The following is a 21,179-nucleotide window of genomic DNA, read 5'->3' as shown; positions in this document are numbered from 1 at the left end:
CCGCTTCCCTTCCCGGCCGGTCAACCGCTTCCCGCCGTACACGGACTGTCGGACTGATCGGTTCAGCCCGGCTGAACCGATCCCGCATCCGCTACGTGTGCGAGTCGGCTTCCGGCGTCGACCGGAGCGCGGGGCTGATCGGGTGCGATGGGGAGGTTGGGCATGACGCGTCCAGGGGACGCCGAGTGGTCGGTGCTGCAACTCGACTCCGATCCGGTGCCGGGTGATCCGGAGTCCTTCGCGGAGATCACGCGGGCCTACCAGGAGTTGGCCACCGCCACCCGGGAGGCGCACGACCTGCTGGCCTCCGGCGGCCGGATCGACGTGGGCCAGGGCAAGGCGATGGAGGCGTTCAGGGATCTGGTCGGGCAACTGCCGGGTCGGCTGGACCGGATGGCGCATTCCTACTCCACCGCCGCGGAGACGTACCTGAGGTATCTGCCGTCCCTTGAGGAAGCGCAGACGATGTCGCTGCGTGCCCTGGAGCAGGCGCGGCAGGCCGCCGGCGACCAGGGCGCGGCGCAGGCGGCACTGGTCTCGGCGCAGACGGCGCTCACCACGCTCGGTGCGGATCCGGAGGCCGGCCAGGTCGCCAGGGATGAGGCGACCGACGAGGCCACCGCTGCGCAGAACCGCGCCGACGACGCTCAGCAGGCCATCGACCAGGCCAAGGCGTTGCTGGGTCAGGCCACCGCGCTGCGCGACCAGGCGGCCCGGACGGCAGCCGAGACGTTGCGGCAGTTGGCGAAGGACGCTCCGCAGCGGTCGCTCTGGGAGAAGATCGTCGAGGCGTTCGAGGCGTTCATCGACTTCCTCCGCAGCACCGTCATCGAGTGGATCACCACGATCCTGGACGTGATCGCGACGATCGCGTCGTTCATCTTCCCGCCGCTCGGCGCGGCTCTCGGCCTGCTGTCCGGTGTACTTGAGTTCGCTGGAGCCGCGCTCAGTGGAGACCCAGCCCTGATCGGGTTGGCCGTCGGTGGCATGGCCCTCGGTCTGGTCCCGGGCGGCCGCATCGCCTCACGGGTCATGAAGTTCGCCGCCAAAGGCACGGTCAAGGACGGCGTCAAAGCCGGCACCAGACAACTCACCAACGCGAAGAACCCAGGCGCAACCGGCGCGAATGCCCTGGATGTGGGTGCGACGAGCTATGGCCCCGGCAAGGCGATCAAGGGCGCATTCGTGTCGGCCGGGCAGAACCTGAACGACCTGGGCAACGTTGTGTCGGCACGGTTCAGGCCGCGCCCCCCGGTGAACGAGAGCACCATCGTCGGCAAGAACAGTTGGGGCATCAGGACGACTTTCGACGTCAAGGACGTCCGGGCCGACCCGGTTCTCGACTTCCGCGGCCGGCAAATCGGTGTGAGTTTCCCGCTGAGCGACCGCGACAGGCAGAGCCGCGACAGGTGGGCGGCCATCGAGACCAACCTCGCCACCGGCCGATACGAGGGCAAGAAACTGGCCCCCGACGGTCGAAAAGTTTTCAAGAGTGCGCCTGGCGACATGCCAACTGAGGCGGCGGGTAGGTCGCGCGATGAGGTACAGCCGGAATTCGAGTTCGATCAGCTTCGTCGCGCGCCCTGGGACGGGGAAGCGAACGACCCAATTTTTGTCATGGCGCACAGTGGTCCGAAGGACGTTGGGCTGCAGCTGAGCAACGGCAAGGTGGTCAACGTACCGGGTGGGGAATTCGCCAAGGTGTTACACCACAACACGGTGTTCCAGAGCGCGACCGGGGCTAATCCCGGCAGTTCAATTACCATGATCGCCTGCAAATTCGCTGCGCCGGATGGCAGCGCCGCCCCAGCGTTCAGCCGGGTGATGCGTGACCTCGGTAATGATCGGCAGATCTACGCCGCGACCGACACCGTGTGGACCACTCGCGCAAAGGACTTCGGCAACACCCTCAATCCCAACGTCACTAGCGCGGATTTTGCCACCATTGCGGTTTCCAGCAGCGGAAGTTTCCGCCCGCTGGTCTCTACAGGCGACCTGCCCCCTCCGCGGCTTCCCGACTTGGACTTCGGCTAGCAACTGCCCGACTTCAGCCGCTAAGCGTCTGCGGACAGAGCCAAATGAACAGCAGACAGGACAGACGGACGGATCGTCCGTGGGCGCATTCAAGGGGGTGGCCAGGTGAGCAAACAGGACGAAACTGGTTTTGAGCGTAACTGGATGCTGCTGCTGGACAGTGAGTGGTCGCCGCCACCGGAGGCTGACGACCGGGCCGGGGCGGTACCGCCGGTGGAGTCGATCGTCGGCGGTTGGCTCGTCAACGACGAGGGAACGGTTGAGGCCTTCGAGCCCAACCCGCTCTATCTGCCCGTCGGCGAGGACGCGCCGACCGGACCTGTCGATGCGGCGGTGAAGCTGGTCGTGGCAGGGCGTGCCGAGCCGAGCATTGTGGTGCTCGCGATACGTGACAGCCTGGTCGAGGTCGCGGTCGACGACGAGGAACGCGTCATCGTGGCCCCCGCTCCCGACGGGGTGCCGTGTGTGTGGGTCACCACGGGGGCGGCGGACCAGCTTCGGGTGTCAGCACCAGGCTGGCTGCAGGTCAGTAGCGCCGAGTTGGTGGAGCTGCTACCCGAGGACGTCGACGTGCTGCTCAACCCGGGCGGTTCCGCCTCGATGCGGCTGTTCGCCAACGTGCTGCGCGAGGCCGTCGTCGGAGCAAACGAGCCCGGCGAATCCGGGGCGGGCGCGGAGCTTTCTACGGATTTGGGGCCGAGATGAACCCGTCGGTTCCGAGTGCGTGTTCGGCTCGGCCGAATCCACCCCTGCGGCTCATCAGTGCGAGTTACGGCTTCGCCGTGAGCGGGGTATTCGTGCGGCGGCTGCTCCGTACCGCCTTTGCTTGTGCGTCGCGCACGGCGGGGGGCGGGTTGCTGGCCGTCGCTGCTGTGTTCCTGCTCCTGCCGCTGAGTGCAGGCACGGCGAGCGCCGTCGAGCCGTCGGTGCCGTACTGGGTGGTGCCGGGAGAACCTGGCGCGGTGAGCGGCCTGACGCTGCCCGGGGTCGCCGACCGGGTGCTCGGCGACAGCCAGCGCTGGCCGGAGATCTTGGAGCTCAATCAGGGGCGTATCCAGCCGGACGGCGGCGCGCTCATGGGCCCGGCTCAACCGATCCGCGCCGGCTGGGTGTTCGTTCTGCCCGAGGGCGCGACCTCCGGTGAGATACGGGTCGGCACGCCGCCGGCGGCCAGGCCAAACGAAGGGCAGCCCGAGGCACCACCGGTCGACCGACCACTGCCGGTGGCGGACGGCGGCGGGATCCTGGGGCTCCGACCGGTCACAGCCACCTTGGTCGGTGTCGGCACGGTGCTGCTGACGCTCGCCGTACCGATGCTGATCCTGCTGGTCCGGCCTCGCCGCGCCGCCGAGACGGCGCGACCGGCGTCGGACCCAGGCTCACGGCAGGTGCTGGACCGCGCCCTGCGGCAGCTCACCGGGCAGGCCGCCCAGGCCCAGGTGTACGCGGCGCTGATCGGTCCGGAGCAGGTCTCACTGCGGCTGGCACCCGCGCTGCCGGACGCGCCGCCTCCGTGGCGGGCGCGGCAGCAGGGTGCGATCTGGGAGGCGCCGAGCTTGCAGTTCGACGATAGCGACGATGGCGGCGACGGGTTGCCGCTGCTGGCCACCGTCGGCACGATCGAGGGTGAGTTGGCAGTTGTCAACCTGGGCCGGGCACCGGGAATCGTCGCGCTCACCGGGGATCCGGCAGCTGCCATGCGCACAGCCCGAGCCTTCCTCGACGAGATCGGCTGGCACGCCGCAGCCGCGTCCCTAACGGTCAGCGTTGTGGCCCCGCCGTCGCCAATGTGGCCGCCATCGGAGCAGGTACGGGTCGTTCCCGACGCGGGTCCGGTCCTGACGTCGCCCGGTGACGGCGCGGCCGGTCAGCCCGACGTGCTGCACGACCACCTGGTGCTTGTCACCACCACGCTTGCGCAGGCGGAGCTGGAGCAGCTCGGCGCGCTTGCGGCCGCCTCGGTCGGTACAGCGGCGGTAGTGGTCGTCGGCGACGTACCGAACGCCGCCTGGCGGTTCGAGGTCGATGCCGACGGGACGCTCGACGTCGGTGTGCTGGGGCTCGACCTCGACAGCCCGGCACCGAGTGGTCGGCTCGTCCCGAACCCGCGCCGCTGACCCGTCTTCCCGGCCCGAACACGTCAATCGATTGGTGTGACGATGATGGCACTGACCCCCCGTACGCTGGCCGGTTCTCTCGCGCTGACGGTCGCGCTCCTGGCCTCCGGGTGCACCACCACTGTCACCGACCCGGTCGGCGTACCCCAGCCGGAGGCCGGCGGGCCGGGGCCGCAGCCCGCCGCGGCGCAGAGCCCGCAGGGGTCCGCCGCGCCGGACGACCTGGGGCAGCGCAGCCGGGACGGGGGTTACTGGCCGGCGTCGGTGCAGCTCGGCGAACACCCGGAACTCGGTCCTGTGGTTCTCGACGGGCAGGGCTTCACGCTCTACCGGTTCGACCGGGACAACGCCGAACCCTCGCAGTCGAACTGCACGGATAGTTGCCTGACCAGGTGGCTGCCGGTGCTGGTGAACGAACGGGTGAAGTTCAAGGATCTTGACCCGTCCCGGCTCGGCGCAGCGGCCCGCCCCGACGGAACCCAGCAGGTGACAGTGGGTGGGTGGCCGGCCTACCGCTTCGTGGACGACCGGGTGCCCGGCCAGATCTCCGGGCAGGGCGCCGACGGGCTCTGGTTCGTCGTCGCTCCGGACGGGGGCAAGGCCGCCGCACCGATCGGCCAAAACCCCGAAAGTTCACCCAGGTGAGCATAGGAACACATGCGCTCCTGGCTGCCAATATCCGGAGGTACGGCAGGCATCCTGGTGACCCGGACGCACCGCTGGTCACGCCGGCGCGGGGTCAACAGAGGACGGTACGAATGGCGGGGCTGAGACCCGTTCGCCGACGGGAAGTAGCGGACGAGGCGTTGGTCCGAACCCTCTACGAGGAGCACGGCCGGGCCATGCTCGCGTACGCGACGCAGTTGACCCGCGACCGTGCTGCCGCGGAAGACATCGTCCAGGAAGCGCTGGTGCGAGCCTGGCGCCACCCCGACAGCCTGGTCAACGGCAAGGGGTCGGTACGGGGGTGGCTGCTCACAATCGTTCGTAACCTCTTCACCGACTCGGTGCGCGCCCGGAAAGCGCGCCCGCAGGAGGTGCCGGAGAGCCCGACAGACGTCGCGGTCGAGCGGGACCACGCCGACCAGGTGGTCAATTCGATGGTGGTGGTGGACGCTCTCAACCGCCTCTCGCAGGAGCACCGCGAGGTCCTTGAGCAGGTGTACCTACTCGGGAGTACAGTCGCGGAAGCCGCGAAGGCGCTGGGTATCCCGCCAGGCACGGTCAAGTCACGCTCCTACTACGCACTCCGTGCGTTACGCGACAGCGCGGGACGCTCGACCGGGGTGGAACGGTCTGCCTCATGAAATCGGACAGCTTGATGCCGGCCGGTGACCACGTGGACATCGGCGGCTACCTGACGGGCGAACTCGACCCGGAGCAGCTCCGGCAGGCGGACGAGCACCTGGCGGACTGCGCGGAGTGCCGTACCGAGGTCGAGTCCCTCAAGGAGTGGCAGACCGCGCTCGGAGCCGTACCCGAGGCGATGTTGCTCGACGGCCCGCCGGAGGGCGGCGACCTGCTGTTGCAGCGGACCCTGCGCCAGGTGCGCAGCGAATCGGCCGGGCAGCGCCAGCGCCGCGGGCTGCTTCTGAGCGCCGCCGCTGTGGTGGCTCTCGCCGCCGCGACAGCCGGCGGCGTCCTGCTCGGCCGCAGCACCGGTGACGCGCCCGACACGCGCGCGCTGCCGGTCCCGCCCGCCCCGTCGACATCGGTGTCCGCCGCCAACCCCGCCACCCGGTACGCCAGCACGACCGACCAGGGCACTGGTGCCCGACTCACCGTCGCGGTGGTTCCGGCGGCTGGCTGGGTACGTGTCAACGCTGCGGTGTCCGGAATCCCGCAGGGGGAAAGCTGCCGCTTGCTGGTTCTCGGCAAGGACGGCAGCACTGTGCTGGCGGGCAGTTGGCTGGTCTCCGAGGACGGGGCGGCCGGGGGCACCACGCTCGACGGCAGCGCCCTGATCGACCCCGCCCAGGTCGACGGTGTGCGCGTGGAGAACACCGACGGCAAGGCGTACGCCGTCGCGAAGCTGTAGCGGCGCGGGCACGGCACCTCGATTGGCAGAGGCCGACAGGGCGGGTGCCGGCCACGGCTCGACAGGTACGAAAACGGGTGTGCCCCCGGCTCCTGGCCGGGGGCACACCCGTTTGTCGAGCGGGAACCGTCGGTCAGCTGAAGCGGACCGAGACGATGGCGTTGTCGAAGCCGATCGTCGCCAGGTCGAGGACATCGCCGTCGATGACCTGGGACCGGCCGGTGCAGTCGCGGCCAGCCCAGACCTTCAGCGAGCCGGAGGCCGCGACGGAGGAGGCGACGCCCGGACGGGCCAGGTTCTGGCACCCGTTGCCGGCCACGCCCTGCGAGGCGCCGTTGTCGCTGAAGTTGGCCTCGTCGAAGAAGACGGCACTGGTGGCGGGCGGAGCGGTTTCGTTACCGGTACCCGGGGTTTCCTGACCGCCCTCCGGCGCGCCGGCCTTGCCGCCGGCCGGGGTCACGCCGAACCAGGTGCCTCCGACGCCCTGTCCGAGGGTGTCCCCACGCTTGGTGTCCTTGGCGAAGCGGTACACCGGCCATCCGCCGATGGTGACCTGCCGCGTGCCGTCGGCGCGCCGGACCGTACCGACCTTTGACTTCTTGATCCCCGCGATGAAGATCTTGCCGCCCGGTGCCACCGTGACCGGCGGCCAGGTCTGGGCATACTCGCCGTTGCAGGTCGAGGTGGGCGGGTTGTTGCTGTCCTTGTCGAAGCGGTAGAGCGTCAGCCCCGCACCGTTGACGACCACCGGGTTGAGGTCGCCGGCCCGGCTGGCCGTCAACTGGACCCACCGTTGCGACGACTGCCGGGCCGCGCCCGCGGCGACACCGCCGTTCGGCACCGCCCAGTCACCGGTGTTGGCTGCCGAGTTGTTCGACTTCGCGGTGCCGGAGAGCAGCGCCAAGTCGCCGCCCGTAGTGTCGTTCGCGGGTGCCGCGGCCTCGCCACCGGTCGGTGCGGACGCCCTCGCCGGGGCAGGCGCCTCGGGGGTCGAACTGCACGCCGTCAACGCCAGGGTGCCGGCCGCCATGAGGGCGACGAGGGGCACCAGGTGCTTGCGCATCATTTTCGGGATCTCCCAGGTTCTCTCCGCTTCCAGTACGTCCGGAAGCCGTTCGGCATCCACACGGACCCCACTCGGAATCGGTTCAGCCGGGTTCCGCCCCGACCGCCTCTGGTGCAATAGCTGAGAGTCACCGCACGAACACTATTGAGGTGCAGTGATAGATCCATTAGGTTCGATCGCAGTCCAGCTTCGACGTTCCCGGAGGGTGACCCCATCGCACACATCGATCTAGGGGTGGACGAGACCGAACTCCCCGGCATCCGTGGCCCCCTGCGCTTCCGGCCCGAGACCGGCGGACCGTTGCTTGAGCTGGTTGAGGTGCTGCTACGCGGGCCGCATCCCCTCTCACCGGGGGAGCGGGAGTTGATCGCCGCGTACGTCTCCGGGCGCAACGAGTGCACCTACTGCTGCTCGGCGCACTCGGCGTACGCGGCGGCGCAGCTCGACCAGGGCATGACACTTGTCGACCAGGTTCGCGCCGATCCGGACACCGCCCCGATCTCCGCGAAACTGCGTGCGCTGCTGCACATCGCCGGCGCCGTTCAGGTCAGTGGCCGGGAGGTCACCTCCGAAATGGTCGCGGCGGCCCGCGCTGAGGGCGCCACGGATCTGGAGATCCACGACACGGTGCTCATCGCGGCGGCCTTCTGCATGTTCAACAGGTACGTCGACGGCCTCGGCACGCAGCCGGCTGCCGACCCGCTGTGGTACGCGCAAGCGTCCGACCGCATCGTCAACATCGGTTACCGCCAGGTCGTCTGACGACGACGTCCCGGCGTCACCGCACCGAGCCCTGCCTACCTACGAGCAGAACCCGGAGTTGCAGGTAATGGCACACATCGACCTGGGCGTGGACGAGACCGAGTTTCCCGGGGTGCGGGGCCTGATGAAGTACCGGCCGGTGACCGGGAAGCCGATGATGGAGTTGGCCGAAACCCTGCTGCGTGGGCCGCTGAGTCTGCCGACGGCTGACCGGGAGTTGATCGCCGCGTACGTCTCCGGCCGTAACGAGTGCACCTACTGCTGCTCGGCGCACTCGGCGTTCGCGGCCGCCCTGCTCGACGAGGGCATGACGGTTGTCGACCAGGTACGCGCCGATGTGGACACTGCCCAGGTCGGTGCGAAGCTGCGCGCTCTGCTGCACATCGCCGGGGCAGTGCAGCGCAGTGGCCGGGAGGTCACCTCCGAGTTGGTCGAGGCGGCCCGCACCGAGGGCGCCACCGACGAGGAAATCCACGACACGGTGCTGATCGCGGCGGCCTTCTGCATGGTCAACAGGTACGTCGACGGCCTCGGCACGTTCGCCCCGAGTGATCCGAAGTTCTACGACGAGACGGCCCAGCGGGTCACGAGCGTCGGCTACCGCAACATGGCCTGAGCGCCCTTTTCGACCCGCGCCCCGCGTAGCCGGGTGCGGCAACAGCCGTACCCATGGACCAGTTGTTTGGTAGCGCCATGATGCTTGCGTGAACATGTGGCGACGCTCGTCGGCCTGGGCGAACCTCGGATGCGTATTGCTGGTGGTGGCCGGCGGCGCGTTGCTGTGGCTGCCGTTCCACACCCAGTTCGAGCTGGACGAGTGGGCAGCCGAGCTGAGGGCGAAGGGCGTACCGGCGCGGGCGGTTGTCGACGGCCGGGTGACGAAGGAAGGCGGCAATCGGGAAAGCCCGTCCACCACGATGTATTTCCGGTACGACCTGTCCGGCCGGACGTACGAGCGGGAGGTCGGCTGTGTCGAGGTGTGCCGGTCAGCCGGAGACGAGGTGTCGATCTGGGTGAATGCCGCCGACTCCGGTGATTTCGTCACGGACTTCGGCCAGCTCAGCGGGCATCGCGGTCGCGTGCAGGGAGTGCTGGGGGCCGTGGGGTTCGGGATCCTGGTCATTGCGGTTCCTCTGCTGCTGTCACGCATTCCGTTCCGCCGTTGGTTGCCTCGGCGTACCCGGCCTGTCACCCCGGCACGGAGTGACGGCAGATTCACGGGCCGTTCGAAGCACAAGGGGTACGGCCGGCGTTGACAACGCCGGCGGGACGGTGAGCCTCTACCGCCCGTCCTGTCCACAGTGTGGAAAGCGGGCGGAAGGGCGATGGCAAGGATGTATTGCCAGGCTTTACGGCATCGCGTCGAAGGCGGCCCGTAGTTCGCGGGGAACCGCCAGGCACGCTTGAGCTCTGAAAGAGGTGAACCATGATCCGTGTGATCGAGAACATCGGATACAAGGCGCTGTCGCGTCTCGTTCCGACCGCCTCGGCCTCCGCGTACCGCTGCCTTTGTACAGCCGATTCCTGGTGGCGCACAGGCGGGGGGGAGATTTGTTACTGCACGCCGGACTGCAGGTCGATCAGGTGCTACTACGGATAGTCGCCGGTAGCCGGAACAGGTAGGACACGGCCGAGTTCCGTGCGGGGCGTGTGATACGCGAACGGGTGGTGAGCAGTGCGCTCACCACCCGTTCGGCCGCTTGTGGGGTGGGGTCCGTCAGAGTTCGCCGGCTGCTCGGCGGCGGTCCGCCTCGGCGTCCGCCGCACCGACCGGGGTGCCGTCACTGTCGCGGTGGGCGCCGGACAGGTCCACGTCAGCTCCGGCTCGGGCGGCGTCGGCCGCAGCGTCGTCCGCTCCGACGACGGTCCCGCCAGCCTCGTTGCCGGCGTCATCGATGAGTCGTTCAGGCGCGGCCAGCCCGATGGGTGCATACCTGGGGTCGGTCATCTCGATCCCTCCTTGGGTCACGGCTACCTCTATCCGCTACCCAGATCGCAGGCGGGCACACCCAGAGGCGTAGACATCGACGAGTATCGACGTATGGTGATTGGGTCACCTCTCCTCTCCGAAGGGGCTGCCATGATCCCGTCAGCTCTCCCCGTACCCCGGCTTGGCAGCCGCCTCGCCGCGCTCGTCGCAGCTATCGCGGTGGTAGCGGCCGGCGGCGCGGTGGTGACCGCGCGCCCGTCGGACGCCGCGCCGCCCGGCGCCGCGGTCCCGCTGGCCGCCGCTACCCCGACCGTCCCACCGGCCGCCTACCCCAACCCGGGAGTGGTGACGGGCAACGTCGGCGTGCACGACCCGACGATGGTGCGCCGGCCCACCGGCGGCTACCTGCTGGCACACACCGGCGACAACATCGCCCTGAAGACCTCCACCGACCGGACCGCGTTCCGCAACGCCGGCAGCGCTTTCCCCGGCGGTGCCCCGTGGACCACTACGTACACCGGCGGCAGCCGCAACCTGTGGGCGCCGGACCTCACCTACCGCGACGGCCGGTACTGGATGTACTACTCGGCCTCCACCTTCGGGTCGAACCGGTCGGCGATCTTCCTGGCGACAAGCGCCACAGGTGAGTCCGGCAGTTGGACCAACCAGGGCCTGGTGATCGAGACCCGCACCTCGGACAACTTCAACGCCATCGACCCGAACCTCTTCGTCGACTCCGACGGCCGGTGGTGGCTGAGCTTCGGCTCGTTCTGGTCAGGCATCAAACTGATCGCGCTCAACCCGGCGACCGGTAAGCGCGCCGACAACACGATCCACAGCATCTCCGGCCGTGGTGGCGGCGCCATCGAAGCACCGGTGATCGTCAAGCGCGGCTCCTACTACTACCAGTGGGTGTCCTTCGACCGTTGCTGCCAGGGCGCATCCAGCACATACCGGGTCATGGTCGGCCGGTCGACAAGCGTCACCGGCCCGTACGTCGACCGCAACGGCACCCCGATGAACGCGGGCGGCGCCACCCAGGTGCTGGCCAGCCACGGCAGCATCCACGGCCCCGGTCACCAGGCCGTCATGGCGGACAGCGACGCCGATGTGCTCGTCTACCACTACTACGCGAACAACGGCACTTCGCTGCTCGGCATCAACCTCATCGGCTACGACACCGCCGGCTGGCCGTTCGTCTACTGACCTGCCCGCAGCGCCACCGCCGCTGTCCGCCCGTGTGGCGTGGGGGTCACGCCACCTCGTACTCGAGCAGGAGCACGCCCGTGCTGGTCGGCACGCAGGAGGTCAGCCGCAGCGGCCTCGGCTGGGCCGTCTCGCGGAACAACCGCTTGCCGGTGCCGAGCAGGAGGGGGTGCAGGAACAGCCGGTATCCGTCGACAAGGTCGTTCGCGACGAGGTCCTGCACGAGCACGCCGCTGCCCAGAACGGCGATAACGCCGTCGCCCTGCGACTTCAGGTCGGCGACCGCCGCCACGAGATCTCCGTCGAGCCGTCGGGCGTTCGACCAGGTGAAATCGGTCAGAGTACGGGTGGCGACGTACTTCGCTGTCGCGTTGAGGTGTGCGGCCATCGGGTTGTCGTCGGGCTGACTCGGCCAGAACCCGGTCATCTTCTCGTAGGTCCGGCGACCGAAGAGGTACGCCGTTGTCGACCGCAGCCCTTCCAGTGCGGTGGCTGTCTGAACGTCGTCGAAGTACGGCGCTGCCCAGCCGCCGTGCTCGAACCCTCCGTCGCGGTCCTCGTCCGGCGACCCCAACCCCTGCATGACCCCGTCCAGCGTCACGAACTCGATGACCACCAGCTTGCGCATGACGGCACCCCTCAACTCGGTGGGCGACACCGCGTTCGCCCGCTCGCCCTCTACACGAACGCAACGCGCGCCGATCGACAGTCGATCCGGCCGAGTTTCCGATCGGGCGGGACCCACCGTCAGAGCCAGACGACGATGCCGGTCAGGTCGTTGAGCACTGCGGCCACGCCCGCCCGGATGGCGGCGGCGCACCGCTCGGCCGTGAACGAGCCCGGGTCGTACGTCGAGGACATGCCGAGCCCTTCGCCACGGAACGACGCGCCCGACCAGTCGACGGCTGTGACGTTGTGGGTGGGCTCGGCCAGTTCGGCGCCCACCACGAGGAACTTCTCGTCCAGGTGGTTGGGGGTGACCATCGCGAGAGCGTCGACGAGGTCGTTGCCCGCGCTGACGACGAGGTCCGGGCCCATCTCCATGGCCTTGACGATGCTCGGAACGGCGTCGTGGGCGGTACCGACCGTGATCGTGCGAAGGGCGACGTCCTCGTCGTCGGCCCAGTTCTTGACCGCCGTCACGAGGGCCTTCGTCGGCTCGTCGTCACCGGCGGTGAGCAGGACGACCCGGTAGTCCTTCGGCGGGTGGACGCCGGCCCACGAGCCGGGCTGCGGCGTGATTGTCGCCTCCGGTGTGGGCTTTGCCGAGGGATCGACGAACCCTGGACCCAGGGTGCCGACGGCGCTGGGCACGGGGCGTGGCTGTGACCAGTCGTCGCTGGAGTCGCAGGCGGCGACAAGCGCGGCGGTAGCGACCAGGATGGCAACGGCCCGAAGCGGGGGCGCAAGGCGGTCGTCCTTTCGAAGGTGTGGCGAGGCGCGCGTACTGCTTCGTATTCCTATCTCAATTCCGGCCGCCGACAATCGGCGTGCTGCCCTGCCGGTTATTTGTTCTCCGGCGGTTCGTCGACGGGCGGTTTGCTGTTTACCCACGACATGCAACGTGCACTGGCCAACCGAGGGAGTCGCATGTCAGGGCACGTCCGCCGTACCGTTGTCGTCGTTGCTGTCGGAATCGCTCTGGCGGTGTTTCCGTTTCTGGGCGTCCAGGCGGCGTCAGCGCACGGTTTCTCGTCCACTGTGTACGCCAGAATATTCGCCGGAGACGAGGGTCACGTTCGCACGGCTGTGGAGCTCGAATACGACCTTCTCGTCGTGTCGGCCGCCGATGCCGGCGACGACGATCCGCTCTTCAGGGCCGGCACCGCCGCCTTCGAGGCGGGCGACACGGGGCGCAGGCATCGGCGCTGAAGGCTCACACCGCGACAGTGCTGAGGTACGTCGCCGACCGCTTCTCGGTCGACGCGGGGGGTGCGGCCTGCCGGCCCGGTCAGGTGGGCGACCCGACGATCGGCGAGCGCGAGGGCGTGCCGTACGCGACTCTGGTGCTGGACTGGACCTGCACCGGAGGGGCCGACGAGCACGAGGTGCGCAGCGGTCTGTTCCCCGACGGCGAGGGCTACGTCAAGGGCACCAAGACGGTCGTCACCTACGAGATCGACGGTCGCTCCGGCAGCGCGGCGCTCGACGCCGACCATCCCTCCTTCTCGACGGCGCAGGCCTGGTACGAGCGGTTCGGGGAGTTCTTCCTGCTCGGCGCCGAGCATCTGCTGTCCGGCATCGACCACATCCTGTTCCTGCTGGCGCTCATCGCCGGGTCGCGGCGTCTTCGGGAGATCGTGCTCGCGGCCACGAGTTTCACAGTGGCGCACTCGGTGACGTTCATGCTGGCGGCCCTCGGCCTGGTCGAGGTGCCGGGGACGATCGTGGAGCCGGTCATCGCGTTGTCGATCGCCGTCGTCGCCGGCTGGCACCTGTGGGGAATCTGGCGGCGTGGTGAGCACGCCGGCGACCTGGAGACTCCCGGGCACGGTCACTTCAGCCTGGACCGGGCCGGCTGGATCCGCCTCGGCGTGGTGTTCTGCTTCGGCCTCGTGCACGGGCTGGGTTTCGCTGGCGCGCTCGGCATCGACGAGGCGTGGTCGTGGACGCTGCTGTGGTCCCTGCTGGTGTTCAACATCGGCATCGAGGTCGTCCAGTTGGGGATCATCGCCGTCGTCTTCCCGCTGCTGCTCGTGCTGCGCCGTCGTACGCCGAAAGCCGGCGTCTGGGTGACCGGCGCTGTTTCGGCAGGCGTGTCCATTATGGGGTTGGTCTGGTTTGTGCAGCGCGTTTCCGGGTCGTGAGCAGAGCTGATTAGTTCGGGAAGTGCAGCCATCTGGTGGCCAACCGCGGCACCGCTGCACTGAAGCTGTCCGTGTACGCCGCCGACGGGTTCACCACCGACGCCGGCCAGCTCGACCTGCTGACCAGGGACAAGAAGTCCGTCGCGATCGGCGCCTGGGCGCACGCCGGCACCGACAGCGTGGTGATCCAGCCCGGAAAGACCGCGCAGGTCCCGTTCCGGATCAGCGTTCCCGGCAACGCCAGGCCCGGTGACTACGTCGGTGGCGTCCTCACCGCGCTGACCCAGGCCAACCAGGCCGAGGGCATCAACGTGGACCGTCGCCTCGGCATCCGGATCAAGCTGCGCGTCGGCGGCGAACTCACGCCGAACCTCGCCATCGAGGACTTCCACGTGCGCTACGACGGCACGCTCAACCCGTTCGGCACTGGCGACGCGACAGTCTCGTACCGGATCCACAACACCGGCAACGCGGCCCTGTCCGGCCAGCAGGACGTCTCGGTCTCGGGCCCGTTCGGCATCCTGCGGGTACGGGCCGACGAGATCGCCGCGCCACCGGAACTGCTTCCCGGCGAGAGCTGGGACGTGACGGTGCCCGTGCACGGCGTGACCCCCGCGGTCCGGCTCGCGTCGACCGCAACCGTCACACCCCTGCTCACCGACGTGTCCGGCTCCACCACCTCGCTCAAGCCCGTCCAGGCCACGGCGCACGGATGGGCAGTGCCCTGGACGCTGACGCTGGCAGTGGTCGCCCTGATCGCCGTACTCGTGGGTGCTCTCCTGTACCGGCGGCGCAGCCGGTCCCAGCGCAGGACGCGGGAGGACGCCCGGGTCCGGGACGCCGTCGCCAAGGCGCTGCGCGGTCAGGGCACGCATACGGCCTGACGCCCGGCCCCTTGTGGGTGAACACCGCCCAGCCGAGGGCCGGCAGCATCGCGTAGCCGGCATGCTGCGACGGATGACGCCGGCACGGAGGGGATTCCAGATGATTGACGGGGATGTGCCAGAGCGGATGCAGGTCGCGGCCCTCGACGAGTTCGGTGGGCCGGAAGTGATCACCCTGCGGAAACTGCCAGTGCCGGAGGTCGCCGCCGACGAGGTGCTGATCAAGGTGTTGAGCGCTGGCGTGGGCGTGTGGGACGTGTACGAGCGGCAGGGTGTGCTGGTGCCCGAGGGCACCGCGTTTCCGATCGTGCCCGGTTCCGACGGCGCCGGGACGATCGTCACAGTGGGCAGCCAGGTCACCGGCATCGCGGAGGGCGACCTGGTCTACGTCTCCGCCACCACCCGACCCAAGGGCGGCTTCTACGCCGAGTACGCGGTGGCGAAGGCGGAGTACGTGGCGAAGGTGCCCGACGGTGTGCCGGCCGAGCACGCCGGTGCCCTGTCCACGGACGCGCTTACCGCCCTGGCGGGGCTGGACGCTCTCGGCCTGCCGTCCGGCGCCTGGCTGCTGATCTTCGGGGCGAGCGGCGGTCAGGGCCACCTGGCGGTCCAGTTGGCCAAGCGGCAGGGGCTCAACGTGATCGCCGTCGCGTCCGGCCCGGACGGGGTGGCTCTGGTGACCCGGCTCGGTGCCGACGTGTCCCTCGACGGCCACGGCGACACCACCGAGCTGCTCGCGCGGATCCGGGACGCGGCACCCGACGGGGTGGCAGGCATCCTCGCGATGGCCGGAGGCGAAACGCTCGACCGCCTCACCGAGGCGCTGGCCGACGGTGGCGCTGTCGCGTTCGCCCACGGCGTGCGACCGGAGCCGAGCGAACGGCCCGGCGTGCAGGTCCGCGCGTACGACGGTGTCTCCAATCCCCGCCAGATGCAGCGCCTCAACGAACTGATCGAGGCGGGGCCGTTCGTTGTGCACGTCGCCGAGAAGTTCCCGCTGGGCAAGGTGCGCGAGGCGCACCAGCGCCTGGAGACCTCCTACCTGGGCAAGCTGCTGCTGACCATCGCCTGAGACGTCAGGCGGTGCGCTGCTGCGGCACGCGTACCGACGCCATGCCCGCCGCGGTCGCGGCCTGGATGCCCAGGTCGGTGTCCTCGAAGACCAGGCAGGAGTCCGGGGGTACGCCCAGCTGCCGCGCCGCGAGCAGGAACGCCTCCGGGTCCGGCTTGGCCCGCGTGTAGTCGTCAGCGCAGACAAGCACGTCGAAGCGGTCCAGCAGACCGAGCGCGTTGAGCGAGGCGGTGACCGACGCCCGGGTGCCGCCGGAGACGACGGCGAACGGGACCCGCCGGTGCGCGTCGTGGATGTGCGCCAGCACCTCCGGCACGGCGGCCAGCTGCGGCAACAACTCCTGGTAGTAGCGCTCACGGTTCTCGATGACTGTCGCCACCGGCATGCGCAGGCCGTGCTGCTCGTTCAGGGCCACGACGATGTCGATTGCCGGCCGCCCGCCCCACGCGTAGAACAGGTCCTCCGGGAACTCGCAGCCCCACTCGTCGAGGGCATGCTGCCAGGCCAGATAGTGCAGCGGCATCGAGTCGATGATGGTGCCGTCGCAGTCGAACAGGTACGCGGCGAACTCACCCGGAGGCAGAGGCAGACTCACCGGGAAAGGGTACAGCGCTTCAGTCGTCCGCCACGGACGCCAGCCGGCGCAGCAGGTGCGCCCGTTCCGGCTCCGTGCCGACAAGTGCCAACGCGCTGCGGTACGACGCCGCGGCCTCGTCGTTGCGGCCGAGCCGGCGCAGCAGGTCGGCGCGGGTCGCCGGATACAGGTGGTAGCCGCGCAGCCGTGGATCGTCGGCCAACCCGTCCAACAGCGCGAGCCCCGCCTCCGGCCCGTCCCGCATCGCCACGGCGGCAGCCCGGTTGAGCGCCACGACCGGCGAGGGGACCATGGTGAGCAGCACGTCGTAGAGCGCCACCACCTGCGGCCAGTCGGTGCTTGCCACGTCGGCGGCCTCGTCGTGCAGCGCGGCGATCGCCGCCTGCACCCCGTACGGGCCCGGCTGCCCTCCGGTGAGCGCTACCAGCACCAACGCCCGACCCTCGTCGATCATCGCGTGGTCCCAGCGGGTGCGGTCCTGGTCGTCCAGGAGGACGACCTCGCCGTCCGGGCCGGTCCGCGCGGCGCGCCGGGCGTCGGTGAGCAGCATCAACGCCAGCAGCCCGGCGACCTCCTGCTCGCCGGGCAGCAGCCGGCGCAGGATCCGGGCCAGCCGGATCGCCTCCTCGGTGAGGTCGGTCCGCTGCAGGTCCGGGCCGGAGCTTGCCGCGTACCCCTCGGTGAAGATCGAGTAGACGGCCTGAAGCACCGTGGGCAGCCGCTCGGGCAACTCGTCGGCGCCGGGCACCCGGAACGGGATACGTGCGTCCCGGATCTTCCGCTTGGCCCGGACGAGTCGCTGGGCCATTGTCGTCGGCGGCACCAGGAAGGCACGCGCGACCTCGGTCGTGGTGAGACCGGCGAGGAAGCGCAGGGTGAGCGCCCCGCGATCCTGGGAGGGAAGGGCCGGATGCGCGCAGGTGAAGAAGAGCGCCAGCCGGTCGTCGGGCAGGTCACGGTCGGCATCGGCGGGCGGAGCGGGCCCGGCCCGCTCGGCCTCCGCCTGGAGCACCGCGAGCCGGGTCGCCAGCACCCGGTCGCGACGCAGCCGATCCACGGCGCGGCGGCGGGCAGTGGTGAGCAGCCACGCGCCGGGCCGGCTCGGGACACCCTCGGCCGGCCAGTGCACCAACGCCGCCTCGATGGCCTCGGAGGTGACCTCCTCGGCCAGGTCCAGGTCGCCGAACCGGTGCACGAGCGAGGCGAGCAGCCGTCCGCGTTCCTCCCGGAACACCGCCTCCACGGACGAGCCGACGGCTGCCCCCTCGCCGCGCACGTGTCAGACCCCGACCGGGATCTCGGCGATCGGACGCACCTGCACCGACGCGCCGCCGGTGGCTCCGGGGCTGCGCGCCGCCCACTTCAGCGCCGCGTCCAGGTCCGGGACGTCGATGATGTCGTACCCGCCGAGCACCTCGCGGGTCTCGACGAACGGCCCGTCGGTGATCGTGCGTTCGCCGTCCGCGCCGACCCGCACGCTCGTGCACGTCGTCAGGTCCTGCAACGGGTGCCCGGACACCCAGATCCCGGCATCCTTCATTTCCCGCTCGTAGCGGATCCAGTCCTCGAAGGTGCACTGATCGCCGGCCTCCGCGTCGGTGGCGGCGCTCATGTACAGCAGCATGTACTTCACGTTTTGGCTCCTCTCGGTGCGGCAGGGTCGCCGTACAGCATGACGACGAACGAAGCCCGAGGATGTCGACACGGCAGTCGGAGAACTTTCGCGGCCCGCCCTCCGACGGTCTCAGGCCGGGGCGTCCGTCCGGCGCCGGCTCCGCTCGGCCCGCCGCCGCACCTGCTGGTACGCGCCGGTCAACCCCATCGCCCGGCGTACCTCCACCAGGGTATGCCGCACCACCTGCCGGGTCCGTTCGGTGCCCTCGACGATCAGCCGGTCGACCAGCCCACGGTCCGCCTCGATCTCCGCCCGCCGCTCCCGGATCGGCGCCAGGAACCGCTCCAGCGCCACGACCAGCCGTTCCTTGACCTCCACGTCACCCACCTGCCCGGCCCGGTACCGCCGGGCCAGGTCCGCGACCTCGTCGCGGTCCGAGTTGAAAACCTCGTGGTACGCGAAGACGGGATTTCCCTCCACCGATCCCGGTACGTCCGCCCGTACCCGGTTCGGATCCGTGTACATCCCGCGCACCTTCCGGCGCACAGTTGCCGGGTCGTCGGAGAGGGCGATCGTGTTGCCCCGGCTCTTGCTCATCTTCGCCGCGCCGTCGGTGCCCACCAGACTCGGTGTGTCCGCCTGGATCAGCTCGGGCACCGGGAAGACCTGCCCGTACAGATGGTTGAACCGCCGGGCGATCTCCCGGGTCACCTCGACGTGCGCGGCGTTGTCCCTGCCGACCGGGACCACCTCACCCTTCACGCAGAGGATGTCAGCGGCCTGGAGCACCGGATAACCCAGCAGCCCGTACGGCATCTCCTCCCTGCCAGCGTCGCGGGCCATGTCCTTGAGCGACGGCACCCGTTCCAGGCGCGGCACGGTCACCAGGTTCTGTAGCAGGGTGTTGAGGTCGCCCACCTCCGGGATGGCCGACTGGAGGTAGAAGGTTGCGCGGTCCGGATCGACGCCTGCGGCGAGGATGTCGGTCACCATCTCCCGGGCGTTGCCGGAGACCTTGTCGATGTCCTCGCGACGGTTGCGTGTGGTGAGCATGTGCAGGTCGGCGATGATGAAGAAGCTCTCGTACCGCTGGTGCAGCCGCACCCGGTTGGCGATGCTGCCGACGTAGTGGCCGAGGTGCAGGCGGCCGGTTGGCCGGTCGCCGGTGAGCATGCGTGGGACGGACATGATGGTGTGCCTTTCGTGCGGGAAGGTGGGCTACGCGTGGGCGCGCGTCGAGCGGGGCGAATCCGCCCCGCTCGGTCGGCGGGATCGACTCAGCGAGCCGTCCGCCATCGCGCGCCGGCGCGGTAGCGCAGACCACCGGCACGGAGGACATCCAGGAGCTGCTCACGGCCGTCGCCGGAGCTGGTCGGGAACGCGGGCACCACAACGGTCAGGAGATCGTCGACCGTCTCCGATGTGCAGCTGCCCGTCTGGACCACGGGCTCAGATTACCCGCGGCTGCGACCCGGGGGGCGGAACGTACCTGTCGCTGTAGTAGTTGCCGACGCGTTCCCGGTACTCCTGGTCAATCTGCTCCGCGTCGAAGGGCGGAGCGTCCTTGATCTCCTGCCGGGTCCTGTCGACGTGCACGACGCGTTCCTGGTGGTCCACCTCGGCCACAGTGCCGGCAGGCAGCAGCACCTTCTGACCGAAGATCCACGGTCCGGTGTCCACCACCAGGTACCCGGCATCGGCCTCGTCGCTCGCCTCGTCGATGGTGCCGATGCGCCCGTCACTCGCCTGCACCTGGTAGCCCACCAGGTCCACGGGCGTTCCGGGTCCGGGTGCGTCCGGGCGGCCGTCCCCACCGTCCTGACGTTGCGGCGGTGTGATCGACGGGGTGGTCTGGCCGTACCCGCCAGCAAGGGCGGACGGGTCACGCCAGGCCCAGGGATTGAAGATCGAGGGTTGCATGGGCACCTCCGGTGGACGGCGACAAGCTGTCCCCTCTCGCAGTGCCCACCGGGCCGTCTCCGGAAACGAACGCGTAGCCGACCGTGCGCCCGCGTCGTCGCCGGCCCGCGTCCGTGATCAGGCTGTTGAGCAGGGCCGCTGGCATACTCGACTGCCATGGTGTTGTCACGGGGATGGGCTCTCTTCCTTGTCGGCGTCGGGATCTGGACCTGGGTGATCTGGCCGAGGTTCGCTGTCGCCATCTGGCAGGACCCGCGCTCCTGGGCGTCCGGCACGGTGGCCGACGGCGCCGGCACGAGCTTCCTCTGGGTGCACGTGCTGCTGATCGCCGCGTCCCTGGTCATCGGCACGACAGTCGGTGTACTGGGCATCCGGGCCTGGTTGGTCGCCCGCCGGCGGTAGGCGTCCTTCGCTGGGGCGTGAGTGTGACGCGGACCGCTACCCACGGATTTGACGATCAAACCCACGGACGCGTAACTTTCTCTCTGCCAGCGCGGAACGGGGCAAACGGGACGAAAGTTCCGAAGCGCCGAAACGTACTGGCACCGAGTCAAGCAGGGGTTCGCTCCTGTGCGACGCGGTCCGGGCGGGGCTCGCCGGATCAGCCGCGAGGCGGATTTGGCGCAGCGAGACCGACCGGGTAAGGTTCACCCCCGGCAGGGCACCGGGCAAGCCCGCAGGAAACTGCGGCGGCCGGCCTGCCAAATCCGACGATCTGACGCAGCGGTTCGCTGCTGCGTGAGCGCGCCGGGACCAACCCGTACCAAGCACGACAGACCGGGACACACGGTTTGACACGGCGCAGACGGTGAGGTAACGTAGTAAAAGTGCCCGGCGCGAGAGCGGCGGGCATCGGAACGAAAGCCCCGAGATGGGGCCCCGGGATCGGGGCCGTCTGACCGGTGTGTGGTTGTTCTTTGAGAACTCAACAGGGTGCTTTGTAAAGCCAGTGCCAATTATGATTTATACCCCGGACTGGTCGGAGCTTTGGTTTCGGCTGGTTGGGATTCCTTTGGCAACATATTGTTTGTTGTCAGGGTTTGCTGTTCAACACAATTTTTTGTTGGAGAGTTTGATCCTGGCTCAGGACGAACGCTGGCGGCGTGCTTAACACATGCAAGTCGAGCGGAAAG

At 69.3% G+C, this 21,179-nt stretch carries 25 protein-coding genes and 1 rRNA gene; 16 read left to right on the top strand and 10 right to left on the bottom strand.

The window, feature by feature from the left end; translation table 11 throughout:
- Positions 1–162 precede the first annotated feature (162 nt).
- From ACLQ23_RS10835 to ACLQ23_RS10810, 6 genes are all read left to right on the top strand, one after another.
- Complete coding sequence (locus ACLQ23_RS10835) at positions 163–2,034, top strand: putative T7SS-secreted protein (protein WP_425880607.1); 1,872 nt, start codon at positions 163–165, stop codon at positions 2,032–2,034.
- Positions 2,035–2,178: 144 nt separating this feature from the next.
- The gene (locus ACLQ23_RS10830) at positions 2,179–2,739 is read left to right on the top strand and encodes a type VII secretion system-associated protein (protein WP_425880606.1); all 561 of its coding nucleotides are present in this window, start codon (positions 2,179–2,181) and stop codon (positions 2,737–2,739) included.
- A gap of 77 nt (positions 2,740–2,816) precedes the next feature.
- Positions 2,817–4,151 (top strand): hypothetical protein, encoded by a 1,335-nt coding sequence (locus tag ACLQ23_RS10825; RefSeq protein ID WP_355631165.1) that lies wholly within the window; start codon positions 2,817–2,819, stop codon positions 4,149–4,151.
- A 42-nt stretch (positions 4,152–4,193) separates the two neighbouring features.
- A complete protein-coding gene (locus tag ACLQ23_RS10820; RefSeq protein WP_355587098.1) occupies positions 4,194–4,796 on the top strand; it encodes a hypothetical protein in 603 nt (200 codons plus the stop codon).
- A 161-nt stretch (positions 4,797–4,957) separates the two neighbouring features.
- The gene (locus ACLQ23_RS10815; protein WP_425880681.1) at positions 4,958–5,458 is read left to right on the top strand and encodes a sigma-70 family RNA polymerase sigma factor; all 501 of its coding nucleotides are present in this window, start codon (positions 4,958–4,960) and stop codon (positions 5,456–5,458) included.
- Positions 5,455–6,189 (top strand): anti-sigma factor, encoded by a 735-nt coding sequence (locus ACLQ23_RS10810; RefSeq protein ID WP_355587093.1) that lies wholly within the window; start codon positions 5,455–5,457, stop codon positions 6,187–6,189. Before ACLQ23_RS10815 ends, ACLQ23_RS10810 begins: the two co-directional genes overlap by 4 nt.
- 133 nt (positions 6,190–6,322) lie before the next feature.
- Here the strand turns inward: ACLQ23_RS10810 and ACLQ23_RS10805 are convergent, their stop codons facing one another.
- Positions 6,323–7,315: a hypothetical protein gene (locus ACLQ23_RS10805; RefSeq protein WP_355587091.1), complete on the bottom strand. Its 993-nt coding sequence runs from the start codon at positions 7,313–7,315 to the stop codon at positions 6,323–6,325.
- Between the two features lie 153 nt (positions 7,316–7,468).
- Between ACLQ23_RS10805 and ACLQ23_RS10800 the strand changes: the two genes are divergently transcribed.
- From ACLQ23_RS10800 to ACLQ23_RS10790, 3 genes are all read left to right on the top strand, one after another.
- Positions 7,469–8,017 carry a carboxymuconolactone decarboxylase family protein gene (locus tag ACLQ23_RS10800; protein WP_355588413.1) on the top strand — a complete coding sequence of 183 codons (549 nt, stop codon included), beginning with the start codon at positions 7,469–7,471 and terminating at the stop codon, positions 8,015–8,017.
- Between the two features lie 67 nt (positions 8,018–8,084).
- Positions 8,085–8,633 (top strand): carboxymuconolactone decarboxylase family protein, encoded by a 549-nt coding sequence (locus ACLQ23_RS10795; protein WP_355587088.1) that lies wholly within the window; start codon positions 8,085–8,087, stop codon positions 8,631–8,633.
- Between the two features lie 94 nt (positions 8,634–8,727).
- The gene (locus ACLQ23_RS10790; RefSeq protein WP_355588411.1) at positions 8,728–9,273 is read left to right on the top strand and encodes a DUF3592 domain-containing protein; all 546 of its coding nucleotides are present in this window, start codon (positions 8,728–8,730) and stop codon (positions 9,271–9,273) included.
- Positions 9,274–9,734: 461 nt separating this feature from the next.
- On the opposite strand, the gene ACLQ23_RS10785 is transcribed toward ACLQ23_RS10790, so the two are convergent.
- Complete coding sequence (locus ACLQ23_RS10785) at positions 9,735–9,965, bottom strand: hypothetical protein (RefSeq protein WP_355587087.1); 231 nt, start codon at positions 9,963–9,965, stop codon at positions 9,735–9,737.
- 132 nt (positions 9,966–10,097) lie between these two features.
- Here ACLQ23_RS10785 and ACLQ23_RS10780 point away from each other — a divergent pair, with 132 nt between their 5' ends.
- A complete protein-coding gene (locus tag ACLQ23_RS10780; RefSeq protein ID WP_355587085.1) occupies positions 10,098–11,153 on the top strand; it encodes an arabinan endo-1,5-alpha-L-arabinosidase in 1,056 nt (351 codons plus the stop codon).
- A gap of 46 nt (positions 11,154–11,199) precedes the next feature.
- On the opposite strand, the gene ACLQ23_RS10775 is transcribed toward ACLQ23_RS10780, so the two are convergent.
- Positions 11,200–11,781, bottom strand: a complete 582-nt coding sequence (locus ACLQ23_RS10775; protein WP_425880605.1) for a dihydrofolate reductase family protein — start codon at positions 11,779–11,781, stop codon at positions 11,200–11,202.
- 119 nt (positions 11,782–11,900) lie between these two features.
- Entirely contained in the window at positions 11,901–12,467 is a 567-nt protein-coding gene (locus ACLQ23_RS10770) for a hypothetical protein (RefSeq protein ID WP_425880604.1), read from the bottom strand.
- Positions 12,468–12,743: 276 nt separating this feature from the next.
- Between ACLQ23_RS10770 and ACLQ23_RS10765 the strand changes: the two genes are divergently transcribed.
- The 4 genes from ACLQ23_RS10765 to ACLQ23_RS10750 all read left to right on the top strand — a co-directional run bounded on the left by ACLQ23_RS10765 (position 12,744) and on the right by ACLQ23_RS10750 (position 15,916).
- Positions 12,744–13,025 (top strand): hypothetical protein, encoded by a 282-nt coding sequence (locus ACLQ23_RS10765; protein ID WP_425880603.1) that lies wholly within the window; start codon positions 12,744–12,746, stop codon positions 13,023–13,025.
- A 17-nt stretch (positions 13,026–13,042) separates the two neighbouring features.
- The gene (locus ACLQ23_RS10760; protein ID WP_425880602.1) at positions 13,043–13,960 is read left to right on the top strand and encodes a HupE/UreJ family protein; all 918 of its coding nucleotides are present in this window, start codon (positions 13,043–13,045) and stop codon (positions 13,958–13,960) included.
- A gap of 35 nt (positions 13,961–13,995) precedes the next feature.
- Complete coding sequence (locus ACLQ23_RS10755) at positions 13,996–14,844, top strand: WxL protein peptidoglycan domain-containing protein (protein ID WP_425880601.1); 849 nt, start codon at positions 13,996–13,998, stop codon at positions 14,842–14,844.
- Positions 14,845–14,944: 100 nt separating this feature from the next.
- The gene (locus ACLQ23_RS10750) at positions 14,945–15,916 is read left to right on the top strand and encodes a quinone oxidoreductase family protein (protein ID WP_425880600.1); all 972 of its coding nucleotides are present in this window, start codon (positions 14,945–14,947) and stop codon (positions 15,914–15,916) included.
- A 4-nt stretch (positions 15,917–15,920) separates the two neighbouring features.
- Here ACLQ23_RS10750 and ACLQ23_RS10745 read toward each other — a convergent pair whose 3' ends face one another.
- From ACLQ23_RS10745 to ACLQ23_RS10720, 6 genes are all read right to left on the bottom strand, one after another.
- The gene (locus ACLQ23_RS10745; protein WP_425880599.1) at positions 15,921–16,511 is read right to left on the bottom strand and encodes an HAD family hydrolase; all 591 of its coding nucleotides are present in this window, start codon (positions 16,509–16,511) and stop codon (positions 15,921–15,923) included.
- A 19-nt stretch (positions 16,512–16,530) separates the two neighbouring features.
- Positions 16,531–17,787 carry an RNA polymerase sigma factor gene (locus tag ACLQ23_RS10740; RefSeq protein WP_425880598.1) on the bottom strand — a complete coding sequence of 419 codons (1,257 nt, stop codon included), beginning with the start codon at positions 17,785–17,787 and terminating at the stop codon, positions 16,531–16,533.
- 3 nt (positions 17,788–17,790) lie between these two features.
- Entirely contained in the window at positions 17,791–18,135 is a 345-nt protein-coding gene (locus ACLQ23_RS10735) for a YciI family protein (RefSeq protein ID WP_355588409.1), read from the bottom strand.
- Positions 18,136–18,255: 120 nt separating this feature from the next.
- On the bottom strand, positions 18,256–19,314 hold the full coding sequence (trpS, locus tag ACLQ23_RS10730; RefSeq protein WP_425880597.1) for a tryptophan--tRNA ligase: 1,059 nt from the start codon (positions 19,312–19,314) through the stop codon (positions 18,256–18,258).
- An 89-nt stretch (positions 19,315–19,403) separates the two neighbouring features.
- Positions 19,404–19,571: a hypothetical protein gene (locus tag ACLQ23_RS10725; protein WP_355587066.1), complete on the bottom strand. Its 168-nt coding sequence runs from the start codon at positions 19,569–19,571 to the stop codon at positions 19,404–19,406.
- A gap of 4 nt (positions 19,572–19,575) precedes the next feature.
- Positions 19,576–20,046 carry a PRC-barrel domain-containing protein gene (locus tag ACLQ23_RS10720; RefSeq protein WP_355587064.1) on the bottom strand — a complete coding sequence of 157 codons (471 nt, stop codon included), beginning with the start codon at positions 20,044–20,046 and terminating at the stop codon, positions 19,576–19,578.
- A 156-nt stretch (positions 20,047–20,202) separates the two neighbouring features.
- Here ACLQ23_RS10720 and ACLQ23_RS10715 point away from each other — a divergent pair, with 156 nt between their 5' ends.
- Together ACLQ23_RS10715 and ACLQ23_RS10710 are read left to right on the top strand one after the other, a co-directional pair.
- A complete protein-coding gene (locus tag ACLQ23_RS10715; RefSeq protein ID WP_355587062.1) occupies positions 20,203–20,448 on the top strand; it encodes an SCO4848 family membrane protein in 246 nt (81 codons plus the stop codon).
- Between the two features lie 658 nt (positions 20,449–21,106).
- Positions 21,107–21,179: ribosomal RNA gene (locus ACLQ23_RS10710) — 16S ribosomal RNA — on the top strand; the annotation flags it as partial.

The organism is Micromonospora sp. DT41 (genome assembly GCF_049841715.1).
Classification (GTDB): Bacteria; Actinomycetota; Actinomycetes; order Mycobacteriales; family Micromonosporaceae; genus Micromonospora; species Micromonospora profundi.
The sequence above is the reverse complement of the archived record's forward strand: the minus strand, read 5'-3'. Positions and strand labels throughout refer to the sequence as shown.

Bases quoted from the DNA above. Each gene is read 5' to 3' on its own strand.
- ACLQ23_RS10810 (WP_355587093.1), top strand. From the start codon at position 5,455: ATGAAATCGGACAGCTTGATGCCGGCCGGTGACCACGTGGACATCGGC.
- ACLQ23_RS10795 (WP_355587088.1), top strand. From the start codon at position 8,085: ATGGCACACATCGACCTGGGCGTGGACGAGACCGAGTTTCCCGGGGTG.
- trpS (WP_425880597.1), bottom strand. From the start codon at position 19,314: ATGTCCGTCCCACGCATGCTCACCGGCGACCGGCCAACCGGCCGCCTG.
- ACLQ23_RS10765 (WP_425880603.1), top strand. From the start codon at position 12,744: ATGTCAGGGCACGTCCGCCGTACCGTTGTCGTCGTTGCTGTCGGAATC.
- ACLQ23_RS10775 (WP_425880605.1), bottom strand. From the start codon at position 11,781: ATGCGCAAGCTGGTGGTCATCGAGTTCGTGACGCTGGACGGGGTCATG.
- ACLQ23_RS10720 (WP_355587064.1), bottom strand. From the start codon at position 20,046: ATGCAACCCTCGATCTTCAATCCCTGGGCCTGGCGTGACCCGTCCGCC.
- ACLQ23_RS10785 (WP_355587087.1), bottom strand. From the start codon at position 9,965: ATGACCGACCCCAGGTATGCACCCATCGGGCTGGCCGCGCCTGAACGA.
- ACLQ23_RS10835 (WP_425880607.1), top strand. From the start codon at position 163: ATGACGCGTCCAGGGGACGCCGAGTGGTCGGTGCTGCAACTCGACTCC.
- ACLQ23_RS10820 (WP_355587098.1), top strand. From the start codon at position 4,194: ATGATGGCACTGACCCCCCGTACGCTGGCCGGTTCTCTCGCGCTGACG.
- ACLQ23_RS10750 (WP_425880600.1), top strand. From the start codon at position 14,945: ATGATTGACGGGGATGTGCCAGAGCGGATGCAGGTCGCGGCCCTCGAC.
- ACLQ23_RS10735 (WP_355588409.1), bottom strand. From the start codon at position 18,135: ATGCTGCTGTACATGAGCGCCGCCACCGACGCGGAGGCCGGCGATCAG.
- ACLQ23_RS10830 (WP_425880606.1), top strand. From the start codon at position 2,179: ATGCTGCTGCTGGACAGTGAGTGGTCGCCGCCACCGGAGGCTGACGAC.
- ACLQ23_RS10790 (WP_355588411.1), top strand. From the start codon at position 8,728: ATGTGGCGACGCTCGTCGGCCTGGGCGAACCTCGGATGCGTATTGCTG.
- ACLQ23_RS10780 (WP_355587085.1), top strand. From the start codon at position 10,098: ATGATCCCGTCAGCTCTCCCCGTACCCCGGCTTGGCAGCCGCCTCGCC.
- ACLQ23_RS10715 (WP_355587062.1), top strand. From the start codon at position 20,203: ATGGTGTTGTCACGGGGATGGGCTCTCTTCCTTGTCGGCGTCGGGATC.